This is a genomic window from Pseudodesulfovibrio sp. 5S69, assembly GCF_037094465.1.
GTDB classification, from domain to species: domain Bacteria; phylum Desulfobacterota; class Desulfovibrionia; order Desulfovibrionales; family Desulfovibrionaceae; genus Pseudodesulfovibrio; species Pseudodesulfovibrio methanolicus.
The window spans coordinates 2,730,153-2,749,340 of sequence record NZ_CP146609.1 but is presented as its reverse complement, the minus strand read 5'-3'; the positions used below and the strand labels follow the sequence as shown (position 1 = coordinate 2,749,340).

12 protein-coding genes are annotated in these 19,188 nt (G+C 64.9%); 3 read left to right on the top strand and 9 right to left on the bottom strand.

Translation table 11 applies throughout. From position 1 onward, the window contains the following. Positions 1 to 50 precede the first annotated feature (50 nt). Positions 51 to 1,427, bottom strand: a complete 1,377-nt coding sequence (locus V8V93_RS13065) for a HAMP domain-containing sensor histidine kinase (protein ID WP_338667033.1) — start codon at positions 1,425 to 1,427, stop codon at positions 51 to 53. Beyond that, complete coding sequence (locus V8V93_RS13060; RefSeq protein ID WP_338667032.1) at positions 1,424 to 2,122, bottom strand: response regulator transcription factor; 699 nt, start codon at positions 2,120 to 2,122, stop codon at positions 1,424 to 1,426. Before V8V93_RS13060 ends, V8V93_RS13065 begins: the two co-directional genes overlap by 4 nt. Before the next feature lie 147 nt (positions 2,123 to 2,269). Here V8V93_RS13060 and V8V93_RS13055 point away from each other — a divergent pair, with 147 nt between their 5' ends. From V8V93_RS13055 to V8V93_RS13045, 3 genes are read left to right on the top strand one after another with little or no spacing between them, the layout of a single operon-like run. After that, positions 2,270 to 3,745, top strand: a complete 1,476-nt coding sequence (locus V8V93_RS13055; protein ID WP_338667031.1) for an efflux transporter outer membrane subunit — start codon at positions 2,270 to 2,272, stop codon at positions 3,743 to 3,745. Beyond that, a complete protein-coding gene (locus V8V93_RS13050; protein ID WP_338667030.1) occupies positions 3,742 to 5,001 on the top strand; it encodes an efflux RND transporter periplasmic adaptor subunit in 1,260 nt (419 codons plus the stop codon). Before V8V93_RS13055 ends, V8V93_RS13050 begins: the two co-directional genes overlap by 4 nt. After that, a complete protein-coding gene (locus tag V8V93_RS13045) occupies positions 4,994 to 8,167 on the top strand; it encodes an efflux RND transporter permease subunit (RefSeq protein WP_338667029.1) in 3,174 nt (1,057 codons plus the stop codon). Before V8V93_RS13050 ends, V8V93_RS13045 begins: the two co-directional genes overlap by 8 nt. A 66-nt stretch (positions 8,168 to 8,233) precedes the next feature. On the opposite strand, the gene thiE is transcribed toward V8V93_RS13045, so the two are convergent. The 7 genes from thiE to V8V93_RS13010 form a co-directional block, all read right to left on the bottom strand. Further along, positions 8,234 to 8,872 carry a thiamine phosphate synthase gene (thiE, locus tag V8V93_RS13040; protein ID WP_338667028.1) on the bottom strand — a complete coding sequence of 213 codons (639 nt, stop codon included), beginning with the start codon at positions 8,870 to 8,872 and terminating at the stop codon, positions 8,234 to 8,236. Next, positions 8,869 to 9,684 (bottom strand): hydroxyethylthiazole kinase, encoded by an 816-nt coding sequence (thiM, locus tag V8V93_RS13035; RefSeq protein ID WP_338667027.1) that lies wholly within the window; start codon positions 9,682 to 9,684, stop codon positions 8,869 to 8,871. Before thiM ends, thiE begins: the two co-directional genes overlap by 4 nt. Beyond that, positions 9,681 to 9,983, bottom strand: coding sequence for an MTH1187 family thiamine-binding protein (locus tag V8V93_RS13030; protein WP_338667026.1), 303 nt, complete (start codon positions 9,981 to 9,983; stop codon positions 9,681 to 9,683). Before V8V93_RS13030 ends, thiM begins: the two co-directional genes overlap by 4 nt. 325 nt (positions 9,984 to 10,308) lie before the next feature. Continuing rightward, on the bottom strand, positions 10,309 to 13,815 hold the full coding sequence (nifJ, locus tag V8V93_RS13025) for a pyruvate:ferredoxin (flavodoxin) oxidoreductase (RefSeq protein WP_338667025.1): 3,507 nt from the start codon (positions 13,813 to 13,815) through the stop codon (positions 10,309 to 10,311). Between the two features lie 377 nt (positions 13,816 to 14,192). Continuing rightward, positions 14,193 to 15,575, bottom strand: coding sequence for an MBL fold metallo-hydrolase (locus V8V93_RS13020; RefSeq protein ID WP_338667024.1), 1,383 nt, complete (start codon positions 15,573 to 15,575; stop codon positions 14,193 to 14,195). 73 nt (positions 15,576 to 15,648) lie between these two features. After that, positions 15,649 to 16,713, bottom strand: a complete 1,065-nt coding sequence (locus V8V93_RS13015) for a hypothetical protein (protein WP_338667023.1) — start codon at positions 16,711 to 16,713, stop codon at positions 15,649 to 15,651. Between the two features lie 348 nt (positions 16,714 to 17,061). Continuing rightward, positions 17,062 to 19,146, bottom strand: coding sequence for a bacteriohemerythrin (locus tag V8V93_RS13010; RefSeq protein ID WP_338667022.1), 2,085 nt, complete (start codon positions 19,144 to 19,146; stop codon positions 17,062 to 17,064). Positions 19,147 to 19,188: the final 42 nt, after the last annotated feature.

The following is a 19,188-nucleotide window of genomic DNA, read 5'->3' as shown; positions in this document are numbered from 1 at the left end:
AGCGACCGGAAGGACCGGCCTTAGCGCGGCCGTCCGGGGACTGCGGACAATCAGGAGAGCGGCAGCCGGATGGTCACGCGGAAGCCTTCGTTGACGCTTGCCGCCCGGATGGTTCCGCCGTGGTCCTCGACAATCTTGCGGGCGAAGGCCAGGCCGAGCCCGTTGCCCTCCACCTCGTCGTAGCCCAGCCGACGGAAGGGCGAGAAGATGGCCTCCAGCTCCTCGTCCCGCAAAGCGGGGTAGGCGTTGGTGACCTGGACGGTCAATGCCTCGCCGTCCGTTTCGCAACGGATGTCCACCGGGCCGCTGTCCGGGCTGTACTTGACTGCGTTGGACAGGACGTTGTCCAGGACGATGCGCATGTCCTGCCTGCGGCAGCGGTAGGGCGGCACGGGCGCCAGATGCGTCCTGAGCCGGACGGCCCGATCGCCGATGAGCGGCTTGGCCCTCTCGGCCGCTGCTTCGAGCATTTCGTTCATGTCGACTTCGTCGTCGCGCGGCGGTGGTTCCTGAAGGTCGAATTTGGACAGCCTGATGATCTGGTCGATGAGGGAATCCATATGCTCGATTTCCTCTTCCATGCGCCGGACGTGCTTGTCCACGCCGTCCGTGCGGCCCGCTTCCAGTCGTTCGCGGACAATCTGCTGGGACACGCGGATGCGCGCCAGGGGGGAGCGCAACTCGTGGGAGAGGTTGGCGGTCAGTTCGCGTCCGCCCCGGACCATCTTCTCCAGGCTACTGGCCATATGGTTGAAGGTCCGGGCCAGGGTGCCCATTTCGTCCTTGCGCCTGTCCTCCACCCTGGGGGAGAAGTCGCCCCTGGCCAACTGCTGGGCGGACTCGGTCATCTGGACCATGGGCCGGGTTATGCGCCTGGACACCGGGATCAGCAGCAGGGCGGCCACCGTGGCCATGAGGGCCAGCCCCTCCATGAACCAGACCTCCTCGTTGTGGGTGATCCACGCGTTGAGCAGGTGCACGGTCAGTTTGCCCATGGGGGTCTGAAGGGGCCCATAGGCATAGATGGCTCCCTGGTCGCCCTTGCGGACGAAGTAGATATGGTCGCCATGGGGCGTGGTCAGCTTGAGGTTCAGGTCCTCCTCGCCGTTCAGGGGCATGGTCTTGTAGGACTGTGCCACGGTCTCGCCCTGTTCGTTGGTGATCCAGGCCTCGCCGCTGAAGGCGTGGGAGTAGATGCCGAGGAGGCGGTCCAGGCGGGCGCGCAGTTCCGGGGTGAGCCTGTTCGCCCCGTCGACCTCCATGCCGATGATCTGTTGGAGGGCCTCATTGCGGTCGAGGGCGTGCCGGGCGAAGGGCGGGCGCATGTGGCCCATCTTGAGCAGCCCGCCGATGGCCGCGATGGCCACGGCCTGGACCAGGATGAAGGCGACGAGGATTTTGAGATACAAGCGGCTGACTTTCATCATTCACCCATGAACATGTAGCCCGTGCCCCAGACGGTCCTGATTCGTTTGGCGTGGGCCGGGTAGGGCTTGAGCTGGGAGCGCAGCTTGCTGATGTGCACGTCGATGGACCGGTCGTAGGCCGCGAAATCCTTGTCCCAGACCATGTCCATGAGTTCGTCGCGGGTCAGGGCGCGGTCCGCGTTTCCCATGAGCGCCTTGAGCAGGCGGAATTCCGTTGGGGCCAACTCGATCTCGTTGCGGTCGACGATGAGGACCTGCCGGGAGAGGTTCAGGATGAGCCCGCCCGAGTGGATGGCCTCGGCGTCCGCTTTGCGCTCTCCGCAGGACTCGACCCGCCGGAGCACGGCCTTGATCCGGGCCAGGAGCTCGCGCGGGTTGAACGGTTTGGCCATGTAGTCGTCGGCCCCGAGTTCGAGCCCGACGATGCGGTCCGTGTCCTCGCCCTTGGCCGTGAGCATGATCACCGGGGTGACGAATTCGGCGCGGATGTCGCGCAGGATCTCAAGCCCGTCCTTGCCCGGCATCATCACATCCAGGATGATAACGCTCGGGTTGAGCGAGCGGATGGTCTCCGCGGCCCGCATGCCCGAGGGCAGGGTGGCCGTGGAGTAGTCGTACTCCTCAAGATATTCCGCTACCAGCTCGCGCAGCTTCTGGTCGTCGTCGATGATCAGCACCGGGCCGTTGTTCTTCATGATTTCCCCTTACCCGCATGTCGAGCGAAATGAAAAGCTTCGCAAGCTCCCTTTTACAATCTTTAACAACTTTTAGCATCCCCCCAACACTTCCCCCAAGTTTTTCCAGTAGGTTCGGGCCCAGTGAAACCATCCATGGAGAGCAATGTGAAAGGCAACAGCAAATCAGCGGCCGTCCCGGCGGCGGTCACCCTCCTGGCAGTGCTCCTTGCGGCCTGCTCGCCCTTCAGGCCGGATGCCCGCACCGAGCCGGCGGCACCGCTGCCGGTGGCGTACACTCTCTACTCCGACAAGCCCGCCGAGACCGGCAAGTGGTGGGAGGCGCTGGGCAACAGCGAACTGAACGGCCTGGTGGAAACCGCCCTGGCCGCCAACTTCGATCTGGAACAGGCCTGGGCCAGGCTGCGCCAGGTCCGGGCGGTGGCCGTGCAGTCCGCGGCGGGCAAATACCCGACCCTGGGCGCCACCGGCGACTACAAGCACACCCGGTCCTACACCAAGGGCACGAAGGGGGGAACGGCAACCGGGGAGACCCACGCCATCGGCCTGGAGGCCGGGTACGAACTCGACCTGTGGGGCCGCATCGAAGCCGAGGCCAAGGGCGGCGAGCTCGACTACCGGGCCTCGCGCGAGGACCTGAGCGCCTCGGCCATGACCGTGGCCGGGGAGGTCGTCTCCCGCTGGCTGGAGATCCAGTCCCAGCGCCGCAAGGAGCGGATCATCGAGGAACAGATCAAGACCAACCGGACCTACCTCGAACTCATCGAACTGCGCTTCCGCAACTCCATCTCCACGGCGCTCGACGTCTACCAGCAGCGGCAGAACCTGGCCAAGGTCAACGCGCTGCTGCCGCCGGTCAAGTCACGGGAACAACTGCTGCTCAACGAGCTGGCCCTGCTCATGGGCAGACCCGCCGGGTCCGTGACCGTGGCCGACGCCGAGGTCCCGGAGCCGAGGGCCCTGCCCGGACTGGGGCTGCCTGCCGATCTGTTGGCCAACCGGCCCGACGTGCGGTCGGCCGGGTTGTCCCTGTCCTCGGCGGACTGGGCCGTGGCCGCGGCCCGGGCGGACCGGCTGCCCTCCCTGACCATGGCCGGGACCGGCCAGTTCACCGGGGCTCAGCTCGGGACCCTCTTCGACAACTGGATACTAACCCTGGCCGGGGCCGTTGCCGGACCGATTTTCGACGGCGGCTTCCGCAAGGCCGAGGTGGACAAGGCCCGGGCCGTGGTCGACGAGCGCCTCGCCGCCTACAAGTCGACCGTCTACACCGCTTTCAAGGAGGTGGAGGACGCCCTGGCCGAGGAGAAATGGCAGAAGCGGTATCTGGACGCGCTCTCGGCCCAGCTCCAGGCCTCCAGGGTGAGCCTGCGTGAGGCCGTGTCGCGCTATTCCCAGGGCCTGGACGACTATCTCCCGGTCCTGAGCGCGCTGATGTCCGTGCAAGACCTCGAAGTGTCCATGGCTTCGGAGCGAACCAACCTGATGCTCTATCGCGTGGCCCTGTATCGCGCCCTGGGCGGGACCTGGACCGACTCTCTGGCCGACCCGGCCATAACGGTTACCGGTTCAGTAACCACTTATTCTCATAGCAAAAAAACAGGAAGCAAGGGGCAACCATGAACCTTTACTTTAACAAATTACGCGCCGTGTTCCGGCTCAAGGTGCTCTTGCCCCTGGCCATTCTCACGGCAGCCTGCGCGGGTTCCTATGTCACACTGGTCTCGGCGCCCAAGGCCAGGATGCGGCCGCCCCAGGTCATCCGCCAGAGTGTGGAGACCAGGCAGGCCGTTCTGACGAATCATCGCGTGGTGGTGGACGTCATGGGCACGGTCACCGCGGCCCGCGAGATCGTGCTCAAATCCCAGGTGTCCGGCAAGGTCGTCGAAGTCAGCCCGGACTTCGTGCCCGGCGGGTTCTTCGAGGCGGGCGAGTCCATTCTGAACATCGACGCCAAGGATTATGAACTGGCCGTGCAGGAGGTCGAGGCCGAGGTCACCGGGGCTGAGTACGATCTCAAGGTCGAGCAGGGATATCAGAAGGTCTCGGCCCGCGAGTGGGCTCTGTTGCAGGAGGCCGGGAAGTCCACCCAGGCCGAAGCGGACCTGGCCCTGCGCAAGCCGCATCTGGCCAAGGCCCAGGCGGACCTGCGCGCGGCCAGGGCCAAGCTCGAACGGGCGCGCATCGATCTTTCGCGGACCAAAGTCGCTGCGCCGTTTGCGGCCATGGTCGAGTCCAAGGACACGGACCTGGGCGCGGCCGTGGCGGTGCAGGGGAGCTTGGCAACCCTGGTGGGCACCGACGAGTTCTGGATCCAGGCCTCGGTGCCGGTTGACCGGCTTGGCTGGATCAGCCTGCCGTCCGCTACCCGGCCCCAAGGTTCCGAAGCGGAAATCATCTCCGGAGGCGGCGGGGATGAAAGTGTGCTCCGGGGCCGGGTAGTCCGCTTGCTGCCGTCCCTGGAGGACGAGGGGCGCATGGCCAGGGTGCTCATCGCGGTCAAGGATCCGCTGAACCTCGAAGGGCGGCCGGGCGTCAAGCCGCTGCTGCTCGGCAGTTACGTGTCGGTCCGGATCCGGGGCGACGAACTCAAGGGTGTTTACGCCGTGCCCAGGGCCGCCTTCCACGATAACAGCCGGGTTTGGGTGCTGGCCGACGACGGTACCCTGGACATCCGCACCGTGGATCCGGTGTGGAAGGACGAGGGCAGCATCGTGATCAGAAAGGGACTCGCCCAAGGCGAGCGGATCGTCATGTCCGACCTGGCCGCGCCGGTGCAGGGCATGCTCCTGAACGGCGTGGACGACGGCAGCGATGCGGCCGTCCAATCGGCTGAAACGCCGGCCGGAACGACGGGCGGGGAGGCCGACAATGGCTAGCGTACCGCAGGAAAAGGGCAAGGGGGCCATCGCCTGGATGGCGGGCAATTCCGTGGCCGCCAACCTGCTCATGGTCGTGTTCCTGGTGGGCGGACTCCTCTTCGCCCTGCAGATCAAGCAGGAGGTCTTTCCCGAGTTCTCCCTGGACACGGTGTCCATCTCCATCGCCTATCCGGGGGCCAGCCCCTCCGAGGTGGAGCAGGGGTGCGTCCTGGCCGTCGAGCAGGCCGTGCAGGGGCTCGACGGGGTCAAGGAGGTCACCTCCACCTCCTCCGAGGGGCGCGGCACCGTGGTGGTCGAGGCCCTGGAAGGGGCGGACGTGCAGAAGCTCACCCAGGACATCAAGACCGAGGTGGACCGGATCACCTCTTTCCCTGAGGAGGCCGAGGACCCGGTCATTGCCGAGGTCTCCCACCAGCGGCAGGTGCTGTCGGTCATGATCTCGGGCGACCAGCCGAACACCACCCTGCGCGAGCTGGCCGAACAGTTGCGCCAGGAGCTCATCAGCAACGAGGGCATCACCCAGGCCGAACTGGCCGAGGTCAGCGATCTGCAGATCTCCATAGAGGTGCCGCAGCGCCGCCTGAGGGCCCACAACCTGTCCTTGGGCGAGGTGGCCGAGCGCATCGGCGAGGCCTCGGTGGACCTGCCCGGCGGGACCATCAAGGCCCAGTCCGGCGAGGTCCTGGTGCGCATGAAGGACCGCCGCGATTACGGCCGCGACTTCGCCCGCATCCCAGTGGTCACGGGCAACGACGGCACCCAGGTGCGCGTGGAGGATATCGGCAAGGTCGTCGACGGGTTCGCGGACGACGACATCATCACCACCTACAACGGCAGGCCGGCGGTGCGCGTGGACGTGTATCGCGTGGGCGACCAGACGCCCATCACCGTGTCCGACGCGGTCAAGGCGTCGCTTGAGGCCTTCAGGGAGCGGCTCCCCTCGGGCGTGTCCGTAGACATCCTCAACGACATGTCCGAGGTCTATGCCCAGCGCATGGACCTGCTGCTCGGCAACGGTTACCTCGGGCTCGCCCTGGTCTTCGTTTTCCTGGCCCTGTTCCTGGAACCCCGGCTCGCCTTCTGGGTGGCCATGGGCATCCCGACGTCGTTTCTGGGCTGCTTCCTGATCCTCTCGCTCCTGGGCGTGAGCATTAACATGATCACCATGTTCGCCTTCCTCATCGCGCTCGGCATTGTGGTCGACGACGCCATCGTTGTCGGCGAGAACGTGTTCACCATGCGCCAGGAGGGCATGCCGCCGCTCAAGGCGGCCGTCGTCGGGGCCCGGCGCATCGCCATGCCCGTGATCTTCAGCGTACTGACCAACATCGCGGCCTTCATGCCGCTGTTGTTTATCCCCGGCACCATGGGCAAGATATTCTGGTCCATCCCGGTGGTGGTCATCGCGGTCTTCGCCATCTCGCTCATTGAGTCCCTGTTTGTCCTGCCCGCCCACCTGTCACACCTGGGCGAGCACAAGAGCCGGATCATGGCCTGGATCACCCGGCACCAGGAGAAGGTGGCGCACGGGCTGCTACGCTTCATCCGGGGCGTCTACCGGCCGTTCCTGGACTGGTGCCTGCACTGGCGCTATGCCACCGTGTCCGTGGGCGTGGCGCTGCTGCTTCTGTGCATGGCGTTCGTCTTGAGCGGCCGGCTCGGCTTCACGCTCATGCCCAAGGTGGAGTCCGACTTCGCCTACGCCACGGCCGAGCTGCCCTACGGATCGCCCGTGGAAAAGACCGAGGTGGTCCGCGACCGACTTCTGGCCGCAGCCCGCAAGGTGGCCGCCGAAAACGGCGGGGACAGGCTGGTCGTGGGCATGGATTCCAAGATCGGCGGGTCGGGCCGGGACAACTCCGGCCCCCACGTGGTCAAGATCAACGTCTACCTGGCCGGGGCGGACGTCCGCCCGATCACCACCCAGCAGTTCGTGGACAAGTGGCGCAAGGAGGTGGGCGACGTTGTTGGCCTTGAGGTCCTGTCCTTCGCCTCGGACAGGGGCGGTCCCGGCGCGGGCAACGCCCTGGAGTTCGAGCTGAGCCATTCGGACACCAAGGTCCTGGAGGCGGCGGCCCACGAACTGGCCGCTACCCTGGAACAGTACCCCAGGGTCAAGGATGTGGACGACGGGTTCTCGCCCGGCAAGGACCAACTCGACTTCACCATGACCCCGGCGGGCCGGGCCCTTGGGCTGACCGCGCAGGGGGTGGCCTCCCAGGTGCGCGCGGCCTACTACGGCAAGGAGGTCCTGCGCCAGCAACGCGGGCGCAACGAGGTCAAGGTGGTGGTTCGCCGTCCCGAAAGCGAGCGCATTTCGGAGTACGATCTGGAAGAACTGATGCTCAAGACGCCCGACGGCAAGGAGGTCCTCCTGCGCGACGTGGTCGATGTGAAACGGGGCAGCGCCTACACCTCCATCAACCGCACGGACGGCCGCCGTGTGCTCTCGGTCGCGGCGGACGTGGACCCGCGCGACCAGGCCACCCAGGTTATGCAGTCGGTTTTGGCCGAGGTCGTGCCCAGGCTCAAGGCCGAGTATCCAGGGCTATCCTGCCGCATGCAGGGCAAGCAGGCGGACCTGACCGAGTCCACCAATACCCTGTTCGAGGGGCTGCTTCTGGCCATGCTGGCCGTGTATGCCCTGCTGGCCATCCCGTTCAAGAGCTACGTCCAGCCGCTGATCATCATGGTCAGCATCCCGTTCGGCGCGGTGGGCGCGATCCTCGGGCACATGGCCTTCGGCTACTCCATCAGCTTGATGAGCCTGCTCGGCATCGTGGCTCTGTCCGGCGTGGTGGTCAACGATTCGCTGGTGCTCATCGACTGCGCCAATGAATTCGCCCGTGCGGGCAAGTGCACCCACGACGCGGTGCTCGACGCGGGCACGGCCCGGTTCCGGCCCATCCTGCTGACCACCCTGACCACCTTCAGCGGCCTGGCCCCGATGATTCTTGAGACCTCCATGCAGGCCCGGTTCCTTATCCCCATGGCCCTTTCGCTGGGGTTCGGCATCCTGTTCGCCACCTTGATCACTCTGATCCTGGTCCCGGCCCTGTACATGATTCTGGAGGACATCCAGCGCAGGCTGCACATCATGGCCTTCAAGCGGCCCTCCGAGCCGCGCCGAGGGGAACGGCGGGAACTGGCCGAACAAGAATGACGCGGCCCCCCGAGGGAGGCCGCGCATACGCCCCGAAGCACGGGGCACGAGCGGAGGGGTGCGGTTCTACCGCGCTCCTTCCTGCATGGCGTAGACCAACTCCCGCGCGGCTTCGGCGGGTGATGGCGCGGAGCAGATGGCCGAGACCACGGCGATGCCCGCCACGCCCGAACCGGCCACGTCCCGGACGTTGTCGCGCTGGACCCCGCCGATGGCCACCAGCGGGATGGAGGACAACCCCATGGCGTGCCTGAGACCGTCCGGGCCCCACGGGGTGCCCTTGACGTCCTTCTTGGTCTGGGTGGGGTAGACCGGGCCGATGCCCAGGTAGTCCACCGGGCGGTTCTGTGCGTCCAGCAGTTCGGCCTCGGTGTCCACGGACAGGCCGACGATGGCGTTCGGGCCGACGATCCGGCGGACGTCCTCGGGGAGCATGTCCGACTGGCCCACGTGCACGCCCTCGACTCCGGCGGCCAGAGCCACGTCCACGCGGTCGTTGATGAGCAGGGGGATGGACAGGGGCTTCAGCAGTTTGTGCAGGGCGCGGGCGAGCTCCACGAACTCGCCGGTGTCGGCCTCTTTCTCGCGTAGCTGGACCATGGTGCAGCCGCCCTCGGCGGCCTGGGCCACGACAGATTCCAGAGGGCGGCCCAGGCAGAGGCTGCGGTCGGTTACGAGATAGACGAGCAGGTCTTGCTTTCTCATGATTCCACCACCTTGAGCCGGGCGCGGACCGTGTCCTCGTCCAGGAGGTACAGGGCGTCGTGGAGGTGCATCTGGAGGCTGCCGGGGCCGGGCGAGACCTCGGCGGCCTGTTCTCCGGCCATGTTCATGACCGCGGCAGTGTCCACGGCGGCCTGGAAAAAGTCGGGCTGGACCGCGGCGAACGCCCCGGCCAGGGCGGTGCAGGTGCAGCCGAGTCCGGTTACGCGCGGCATCATGGCCGACCCTCCGGCCAGGCGCATTTCGCGGTCCGCGCCGACCACCAGGTCGGTCTCGCCGCTGACCAGGACTACGCAGCCGTAGCGCTCGTTCAAGGCCCTGGCCGCGCCACAGGCCTCGTCCACCCCCATGGAGGTATCCACGCCCTTGGGCTTGCCGTCCTCCCCGGCCACGGCCATGATTTCCGAGGCGTTGCCCCGGAGGATGGCGGGGTGGTACTTGTCCAGGAACTCACGGGAGATGTTCGTGCGCAGGCCGTTCACTCCGGCGGCCACGGGATCGAGCACTATGGGCATGTCCATGTCGTTGGCCTGGGCCATGGCCGTGTGCATGCCGACCACGTAATCGTCGGCCAGGGTGCCGATGTTGACGACTAGGGCCCCGGCCAGGTTGACCAGGCCGGGCAGATCTTCGGCCACGTGGTTCATGGCCGGGGATGCTCCCAGGGCGAGCAGGGAGTTGGCCGTGTTGTTGGTGACCACGTAGTTGGTGATGTTGACGATCAGCGGCGCCTGCCCGCGGACCGCCTGGATGTCCCTCCAGATCGTTTGGATCAATGCTTCGGGGGCGTTCATTTCAACAACTCCCCGACGCTGTCCACCTTGTCGCGCATGCGTCCGGGGTCGCCCTCTCTGGAGTCCACGGTCAGGTTCAGATAGACCCTGCCGCACCCCTTGCGCATGTCGTCGTGGCAATGCTTGATGGTCTGCATGATCTCGTCGAAATCGCCTTCGAGCACGGTGCCCATGGCACCGAGTTCGTAGGGCAGGCCGGATGCCCGCACGATCTCGATGGTCCGGGCCACATACGGGGCGAAGGAGCCCTGGTCGGGCCGCTCCAGGGGAAACAGGCTGAAAGTGGCAACACAACTCATGACATTCTTCCTTGTTGATGCGTTCAATAAAGGCCGCTCTGGGCGGCCGACAGGACCAGGATTGACCCATTCATGCATAACGTCAATGCCCGAAGCTCGGTAATTTCCCATTCCATGATCACGAAGCCCGGATTATCGCGTCCGCACCCCGCGAAGCGGCTCCAAAAAGTTTAGGAGGGGAAAGGAGATAGGGGGCCGGGGGAAGGGGAAAGGGAAAGCCCTTTTCAAAGGGTTTCCCTTTCCCCTTCCCCCGGCCGCCGGAGGCGACATAAAAGGCCGGAGCGAGTGCTCCGGCCTTTTATTGATTGCGATGAACGCGGGTCGGCTATTCCTTGCAGTCTTCGCCGGCCATGTGCTTGAGGGTTTCGTAGCGCTTGTTGTAGTTGGCTTCGATCTCGGCCCGGTATTCCTTGGAGAACTCGGGGTAGAACCGCTCCAGCATGGCGTAGCGGTTTTCGCCGGACAGGAACTCCTGGAGGGTACCGTCGGGCGCCTTGGATTCCAGGATGAACGGGTTTTTACCCTCGTCCGCCAACTGCGGGTTGTAGCGGTAGAGCGGCCAGTAGCCGGATTCCACGGCGAGCTTCTGTTCCATCTGGGTTTTGCCCATGCCCTTCTTGATGCCCTGGTTGATGCACGGGGCGTAGGCGATGATCAGGGACGGGCCGGGGTAGGCCTCGGCTTCCTTGACCGCCTTGAGGAACTGCTGCTTGTTGGCGCCCATGGACACGGAGGCCACGTAGACGTAGCCGTAGGTCATGGCCATGCGGCCCAGGTCCTTCTTGTTGGTCGTCTTGCCGGCTGCCGCGAACTTGGCGATGGAGCCGAGCGGGGTGGCTTTGGAGGACTGGCCGCCGGTGTTGGAGTAGACCTCGGTGTCCAGGACCAGGACGTTGATGTCCTTGCCCGAGGCGAGCACGTGATCCAGGCCGCCGTAGCCGATGTCGTAGGCCCAGCCGTCGCCGCCGAACACCCAGATAGACTGCTTGGTGAACAGGTCGGACATGTCCAGGATCTCCTTGAGCGCCTTCTTACGCGTACCCTTGAGGGCCTTCTTGAGGGCCTCGCCCGCGAGCATGGATTCCTCGGGATCGTCCATGACCTTGGGCCACTTGTTCAGCTTGGTCTTGAGCGCGCCGGTCTCGGCCTTGGCGGCCTCCTTGCAGAGCGTGGCAAGATGGGTGCGTCGCTGGTCGGTGGCCATCTCGATGCCGTAGCCGAACTCGGCCGCGTCCTCGAACAGGGAGTTGCCCCAGGCCGGGCCGTGGCCGTCGGGATTGACGCAGTACGGCGCGGTGGGGGCGGAGGCGCCCCAGATGGACGAACAGCCGGTGGCGTTGGCGATGACCATGCGCTCGCCGAAGAGCTGGGTGATGACCTTGACGTACGGGGTCTCGCCGCAGCCCGCGCAGGCCCCGGAAAACTCCATGAGGGACTTGCGGAACTGGGACCCCTTGACCGTTTCGCGGCCGAAGGCATCCTTGTAGGTGACGGTGTCGGCGAAGTCGAAGTTGGGCACCTGGACCTCGGTCTGAGTGGCGATGGGCTGCATGACCAGGGCCTTTTCCTTGGCCGGGCAGATGTCGGCGCAGTTGCCGCAGCCCAGGCAGTCCAGGGTGTTGACCTGGAGGCGGAAGTGCATGCCCTTGACGTCCTTGCCCACGGCGTCGATGGTCTCATAAGTGGCCGGGGCCTTTTTCATCTCGTCGTCGGTGGCCAGCACGGCGCGCAGGGCGGAGTGCGGGCAGACGAAGGCGCACTGGTTGCACTGGATGCAGTTTTCCTTGATCCAGTGGGGCACCAGGATGGCCACGCCGCGCTTCTCGTATTTGGAGGTGCCGGCCGGCATGGTGCCGTCGTGGGAGAAGGCCGACACGGGCAGGGAGTCGCCTTTCTGGGCCAGGACCGGACGCATGACGTTCTTGACGTAGTCCGGCTCGCGGCGGCTGGGCGCCTTGTCGTCCTTGAGGGTCTTCCAGGCTTCGGGCACCGGAATCTCGACGATGGCGTCGGTGGCCGCGTCCACGGCGGCACAGTTCATGTCCACGATCTTCTGGCCCTTCTTGCCGTAGGCCTTGTCGATGCCGTCCTTGAGCAGGGCCACGGCCTTGGTGAACGGGATGACGTCGGCCAGCTTGAAGAAGGCGGTCTGCATGACCATGTTGATGCGGCCGCCCAGGCCGACCTCGCCCGCGATCTTGACCGCGTCCACGGTGTAGAACTTGAGGCCCTTCTCGGCGATGGTCCGGCGCATGGCGGCGGGCAGTTTCTTGTCCATCTCCTCGGCCGTCCAGGGACAGTTGAGCACGAAGGTGCCGCCGTCCTTGATGCCTTCGAGCACGTCATAGAGGTTCACGTAGCTCGGATTGTGGCAGGCGATGTAGTCCGCGTTCTGGACCAGGTAGGTGGACTGGATGGGCTTCTTGCCGAAGCGCAGATGGGAAATGGTGATGCCGCCCGACTTCTTGGAGTCATAGGCGAAATAGCCTTGGGCGTAGAGGTTGGTGTTGTCGCCGATGATCTTGATGGCCTGCTTGTTCGCGCCCACCGTGCCGTCGGAACCCAGGCCCCAGAACTTGCACTGGACCGTGCCTTCGGGGGTGGTGTCCACGCAGTCGCAGTCGAACAGCGAAGTGTGGGTGACGTCGTCCACGATGCCCACGGTGAAGCCGTTTTTGGGCCGGGTCAGGGAATTGAAGACCGATTCGGCCTGGGCCGGGGTGAAATCCTTGGAGCCGAGTCCGTAGCGGCCGCCCACGATGACCGGGGCATTGCGCTTGCCCGCATAGGCGGCGCAGATGTCGAGGTACAGGGGATCGCCCAGGGAACCGGGTTCCTTGGTGCGGTCGAGGACCGCGATCTTCTTGACGGTCTTGGGGATGGCGGCGAGCAGGTGCTTGACCGAGAAGGGCCGGTACAGGCGGACCTTGACCAGGCCGACCTTCTTGCCGTTGGCGTTGAGGTAGTTGACGGTCTCCTCGATGGTCTCGCAGCCGGAACCCATGGCGATGATGATACGGTCCGCCTTGGGATGGCCCACGTAGTCGAACAGCTTATAGCGGCGGCCGGTGATCTTGCCGACCTGCTTCATGGCGTTGGCGACGATGTCGGGGATGGCCTCGTAATAGGTATTGGTCGCCTCTCGCCCCTGGAAGTAGATGTCCGGGTTCTGGGCGGTGCCGCGGGTGTCGGGATGCTCGGGGTTCATGGCCCGTTTGCGGAACTCGGCGACCTTGTCCATGTTCAGCAGGGGCAACATGTCCTCATAGTCGATGACCGCGATCTTCTGGATCTCATGGGAGGTGCGGAAGCCGTCGAACACGGAGATGAACGGGACGGACGCCTCGACCGCGGAGAGGTGGGCCACCAGGGAGAGGTCCATGACCTCCTGCACGGAGTTCGAAAAGAGCATGGCGAACCCGGTCTGGCGAGTGGCCATGACGTCCTGGTGGTCACCGAAGATGGACAGGGCATGGGCCGCGATGGCGCGCGCGGACACGTGGAAGACGCCGGGCAGCAGCTCGCCGGAGATCTTGTACATGTTCGGGATCATCAGGAGCAGCCCCTGGGAGGCTGTGAAGGTGGTGGTCAGCGCGCCCCCGGCCAGGGAGCCGTGCACCGCGCCCGCCGCGCCCGCTTCGGACTGCATCTGGCGGATCTGAACGGTCTGGCCGAAAATGTTTTTCCGTCCATGGGCCGCCCATTCGTCGGCGATCTCGCCCATGGGCGTGGACGGGGTGATGGGGTAGATGGCGGCCGTCTCGCTCATGGCGTAGGCCACGTGCGCGGCAGCGGTGTTGCCGTCCATTGTTTTCATGGTCTTCTTGGGCATTTGCTTCTCCAAGTGTTTTGATTTGACCTGTATCTGCCTGGGGACATATGGCGGGTCTCGACGGTCGATTCCCGTGCGGTCCATACGGACCGGATCATGCATGAACATACACGTTCCATTGTAGTTGTTTCGCGATTTATCAAGCCGGGGTCAAGTCCTTTGCCCTCCGTTCCCCGATCAATCCACGCCATTTACCGAATTTTTGGGACGGTCAGAGGGAAAATACCAGTTTTGTAATATAATCCAAAGCGTTGGCCGATTGATTTTTAGCATGCTCGATCGGGTGCTTTTGCAACCACATAGGCGGGCGGCGAAGCGGGAGGCGAGGGCCCAAAAAAAGGCCCCGGTGTGTCGGGGCCTTTTCCTTTTTTCGGGGATTATTTTTCGGTTTTGAACCCGGCGCGGCTCCAGGCGATATAGCCGCCCGCAAGGCTGCGGACGTCCCAGTAGCCGTGTTTCTGCAGGTAGGAGGCAGCGATGTTCGCTCGATAGCCCGCCGCGCAGTAGAGCAGGTGGTGGGTGTCTTCGTCGAGGTCGAACTTTCCGTCCAGGATGTCCACGAGCGGGATATGCTTGGCCCCGGGGATCCGCCCGTTTTCCCACTCGACCGGAGTGCGCACATCAATCAGGCTGATCTCTTTGCCTTCGTCCTGGACGTTCTGCAGGACCTGGGCCGAGTCGATGGCCAGGGAATCCACGGGGCGTCCGGTGTAGACCCAGGCCTGGATGCCGCCTGACAGGTAGCCGAGAATGTTGTCGTAGCCGATGCGGTGCAACTCGATGCGCATGCGCTCGTAATCGTCGCGGGTGTCCACCACCAGGAGGATGTCCGCGTCCGGTTCCACGGTCATGCCCACCCAGTTGGCCAGGCTCGGCTCGAAGCCGATGTTCAGGGAGCCTGGGATGTGGTAGCCGGCGAAGGCTGCGGCGTCGCGCACGTCGATGACCACTGCGCCGTCCTGCATCTTCTCCTCGAACTTGTACGGGTTCATGGCCAGGTCCAGCGGGCAGCGCTCCAGAAGGGGCGCACCCGAGGCGTTGGTGGAGATGATGTGGGTGAAGGACTTGGGCCGGGCCGGGAAGTTCTGGCTCATGGCCAGGTGGAAGTCCTCGAACTTGTCGAAGCCGAGCATGGGGTTGTGCCGCCGCTCGAAGCCCAGCGTGGAGCTCGGCTTGGAGGACATGCCGCGCCCGCACAGGGACCCGGCGCCGTGAGCCGGGAAGACCTCCAGGCTGTCGGGGAACTTGGCGAACTTCACGTACAGGGAGTCCCACAGGTTCTGGACCTGCTCGTTGAGCTTGGCCCCGCCCACCAGGTCGGGCCGCCCGATGTCGCCCACGAAGAGTACGTCACCGGTCAGCAGCATCCATGGTTCGTCGCCGCGAGTGGTGTCCGTGACCAGCAGGGACAGGGCGTCCGGGGTGTGGCCGGGGGTGAACAGTACCTCCAGCTTGGCGTTGCCCACGACCAGTTGCTGGCCTTCCGTGAGGGGCGTGAAGTCGTAATCCACCGGCGAGGTCTTGTAGACCATGACGTCGCAACCGGTCTGTGACTTCAGTTCCTGCGCGCCGGACACGTGGTCGGCGTGCACGTGGGTATCAATGACGTGGACGATCTTCATGCCTTCCTCGCGGGAGATGTCCAGGTAATCCTGTACGTCCCGCTTGGGGTCCACGACGACCATTTCACCGGCGGCGGGGCAGCCGATGACGTACGAAAAGCAACCGAGTCCGGGGGTGGTGATCTGTTTGAAGTACATTGAGCGCTCCTTGGTGAATTCTCTTCTTGCTACGGCAAGGATAAGCACAAAGAATGTTCAATGCAACATATGCTCAATTATTTGAGTCCGCCTCCTTGAGCTCCTCGGCCTTGGCCCGGAAACGCCCGGCCAGATCGTCCATCAGGTCGGCGGCGGTGCCGAAGGCCTTCAGCTTCTCCTCGGGCTGGCCCAGAGTACGCCGGTAGGCCCACTGGGAGAGGTAGAAAAGCTCTGTGTCGGGGCAGGACTGGCAGACCCGCCTGAGGTGCGTGACGATCTCGGCACGGGACCGTTCACGGAACAGAATGGCCTGCTTCAGCCGGTCGCTGGCCTGGCCCGTGGCCTTGCCTTCGGCCATGGCGGTCTGCAACTGCCCGTTGGCCCGCTCCACGGCCTTGGCCGCGCGGCGGTACTTGCCCGCCATCTCGATGATCGACGGGTCGTCGGCAAAGGCGTGGAAGACTTCGGCGGTGCGCTCGATGCGGCGCGCGTTGAGCCGGAGCATGACCTTGATCTCTTCGGTGGTCAGGGTCCGATTCTCCGTGCTCTTGCCGACAACGTATTCGCGTTCGGTGTTGGCCGCGGTGTCCACCAGGTGGACCATGAAGGCCGGAGCGTAGATGTCGTACAAGGTCTTGAGCATGCCTGGGTTGAAGGCGTAGTCGTAGACCGCCTTGCGCGAGGCGCGGATGTCGTCGCCGGATACGGCGAAGCCGTCCAGTTCGCGGCCGTAGTAGCGGTTCAGGGCCACGGCCGTGGCCAGGGAATCGGGCTTGCCGTTGGGGCCGCGCGGTTGGAAGCGGTGGAGCAGGAAATCGGCCAGGGATTCCACGAAGGTGAAGGTGACCACCTTGTCCTCGGAGACTTCGATGGTTTTGGGCTCTTCGTGTTTCCCGGCCTCGACGGCGGGCGGCGGAGTGGTCTTTTCGGGCTCGGCCGTGGACGGCGAGTAGTCGGGCTTGGCCTCCTGGCCCTTGTCGACCCAGTCCGGGGCCTTGGCGGGCTCAGCCGCGGGCTGGGCGACCTCCTGCCGCACGGCTGAGGGTTCCTCCCCGTTCCGGTTCAGAATGAGAAAGGCGCCGACGGCGAGCAGTACGGCGCAGGCGATGAGTATGAGTGCGGTCCGGTTCTGTTTCATGACCATGCCTCCCGGCAGGTGGTGTGGGTTGACCTTCGTGTTTCCAGGCGTACTCGTTGGCCTGGTCCGCGCGGGCGCGGGCCGACGTCATTCCGGCGGGGAGCCGCCGCGTCGAGCCCAAGGCTACCCTGAGCGCCCGGTTTGGGCAATCTCTGTTTGGGCACGGGAGTTCGTCCTCCCTGTCCCCATCCAAGATCGGACCGGAGGACGATGCGGTGCGGTTTGCCTTAACTCCCTTGTTTAACGAGATGAATTGCAGAGAAGATGGGGACGGTGCTCGGCAGCGGAGGAGATGGCCGTCGGCCCCGAACCGCCTGAGGCGGCCCGGAGCCTTCGGCCAAGGATGGGCTATTTGTCGTTCTCCATGGCTTCCTTGAGAAAGGGGACGTAGCGGTGGTCCACGCCCTTGATGTGCTTGGTCAGCCAGTCCTTGAGGAAGAAGAACAGGTCGCGGCTCATTCCAATCTGTCCCGTCTTGAACTGCTCGATAAATGCCGTGGTATCGCTCAGCAGCTTCTGGTGCGCGGCTTTGTGTTGATCGGCCTCGGGGTAGCCGTACTGGTCGAACAGGGTTTCCTCCTGGCCGAAGTGGAAGACGGCGTAGTGGCCCAGTTCGTCCAGAATTTCGCCGAGCACGGCCTTGCCCCTGCCCTGCTGCATGGCGCTGTTGAGGCGGTTGATCAGGCCGATCAGCTCTTGGTGCTGTTCGTCGATGAGTTCGATGCCGGTGGCAATGGAATCGTCCCAGACGATGAGCGGCGGGGTCTCTTCAATCTTCTCCGGGGAGCCGTACAACGGCCGGTCCGGTTCGGGGGCGGCCGCGACGGCAGGTTTGGGGACGGGCTTGGGGGCACGCACTTGGACCGGCACGGGCGTCTCCCGAACGGGCTTCGGCGCGGGCCCGGCCGGGGGCAGGGACTTCGCGCGCGATTTGAACACCCGGGGCGGTGCCGAACACTCGTTGTCCCCCTCGGTTCTGAAGAACAGCAGTTCCTGGCGGAGGCCGGACGCCTCGCCGGACAGATCCTCGGTGGTGTCGGACAGTTCGCGGGCCATCCGTGCGGTGTCCTGGATGCCCGCGTCCAGGTCGCGAACGGCCTTGCCGACCATCTCGGTGTCGCGGTGCTGCTCGGAGCTGGAGGCGTTGATCTCCTCGATCATGGCCGCGGTCTTCTCGATGTCGGGCACCAGCAGCTTGAGCAGGTCGCCCGCCTGGTTGGAGATGTCCACGGTGTCGGCGGAGAGTTCGCCGATCTCTTTGGCCGCCTGGCCGGACCGTTCGGCCAGCTTGCGCACCTCGGAGGCGACCACGGCGAACCCCTTGCCGTGTTCCCCGGCCCGGGCCGCCTCGATGGCTGCGTTCAAGGCCAGAAGGTTGGTCTGCCGGGCGATCTCCTCGATGATCGTGATCTTGCCCGCGATGGTGGTGATGGCCTCCAGTGCCGTGCCCACGGACTCCCCGCTCCGGCGGGCGTCCGTGGCCGCCTTCACGGCCAGGTGGTGGGTCTCCATGGAATTGCTGGCCGTGGTGGCGATGTTGGAGCGCATTCCCTCCATCAGGGAGGCGATCTCGCTGACGGAACCGGCCTGCCGCGTGGCGTTCTGGGCCAGGGTGGCGGCCATGTCGTTCAGCCCGGCGCTCCGTTCGGCCATGGTTACGGTGGAGTCCTTGGCCTGGCTGACCACGTCCTTGAGCCGGTCCTCCATGGAGGTCAGGGCGCGGGCCACCAGGCCGATCTCGTCGTTTTGGTCGTTGACGCAGACCTGGGTCAGGTCGCCCTTGCAGATGATGTCCATGGCGGAACTGAAGGAATGCAGCGGCCGGACGAGCTTGCGCTGGATGGCCAGGAAGCTGATCAGCGTGGTCAGGAGCATTATGGCGATGCCGATGATCTGTGACAACAGCAGGAAGTCCACGCGGTTCTCGGACTCGGCCTGCATCATGGTCACGGCCTGATTCATGTTGACCAGCACGGCCACGCTCTGCTTGTTGAAGTCGCTGCCCAGGGTCTGCCGTTCCAATATGGCGTTGATGGCGTCACTGTAGGGTTCCCAGAGGGTCCGGACCTTGAGCAACTGCTCCCTGACGGCTTCGGACGGGGCGGGCAGGTCCCGCTTTTCGCCGTCCGGGTCTGCGGTGACCGGGGCCGGGCCGGAATCGGTCAGGGCAGCCAGGGTCTCGCGGAACAGGCGGGAGGTGCCCTTCACCTGTTTTCCGATCGCCGTTCCGTCCCTGCCGGCCCGCCGTTCCTCAAGGTAGAGCAGGGCCTCCTTGGCCATCTTCTGGCTGAGCATACGTTGGCGGCCCGCCAGGTTGATGACCAGCCCGTCGTTCTCCTGGGCCGAGGTAATGACCACTGTGGCCACGAACATGGCCAGCCCCACGGCCAGCAGCAGCCCAATGGCCGAATACAGTTTCACTCGCAGGCTCATCCTTCCCTCCCTACGCAGAAAATACCGACGAAATGCCGGTTG

Excerpts from the sequence above, each read along its gene's own strand:
- V8V93_RS13065 (WP_338667033.1), bottom strand. The coding sequence starts at position 1,427 with ATGATGAAAGTCAGCCGCTTGTATCTCAAAATCCTCGTCGCCTTCATC.
- V8V93_RS13060 (WP_338667032.1), bottom strand. The coding sequence starts at position 2,122 with ATGAAGAACAACGGCCCGGTGCTGATCATCGACGACGACCAGAAGCTG.
- V8V93_RS13050 (WP_338667030.1), top strand. The coding sequence starts at position 3,742 with ATGAACCTTTACTTTAACAAATTACGCGCCGTGTTCCGGCTCAAGGTG.
- V8V93_RS13045 (WP_338667029.1), top strand. The coding sequence starts at position 4,994 with ATGGCTAGCGTACCGCAGGAAAAGGGCAAGGGGGCCATCGCCTGGATG.
- thiE (WP_338667028.1), bottom strand. The coding sequence starts at position 8,872 with ATGAGAAAGCAAGACCTGCTCGTCTATCTCGTAACCGACCGCAGCCTC.
- thiM (WP_338667027.1), bottom strand. The coding sequence starts at position 9,684 with ATGAACGCCCCCGAAGCATTGATCCAAACGATCTGGAGGGACATCCAG.
- V8V93_RS13030 (WP_338667026.1), bottom strand. The coding sequence starts at position 9,983 with ATGAGTTGTGTTGCCACTTTCAGCCTGTTTCCCCTGGAGCGGCCCGAC.
- nifJ (WP_338667025.1), bottom strand. The coding sequence starts at position 13,815 with ATGCCCAAGAAGACCATGAAAACAATGGACGGCAACACCGCTGCCGCG.
- V8V93_RS13020 (WP_338667024.1), bottom strand. The coding sequence starts at position 15,575 with ATGTACTTCAAACAGATCACCACCCCCGGACTCGGTTGCTTTTCGTAC.
- V8V93_RS13015 (WP_338667023.1), bottom strand. The coding sequence starts at position 16,713 with ATGAAACAGAACCGGACCGCACTCATACTCATCGCCTGCGCCGTACTG.
- V8V93_RS13010 (WP_338667022.1), bottom strand. The coding sequence starts at position 19,146 with ATGAGCCTGCGAGTGAAACTGTATTCGGCCATTGGGCTGCTGCTGGCC.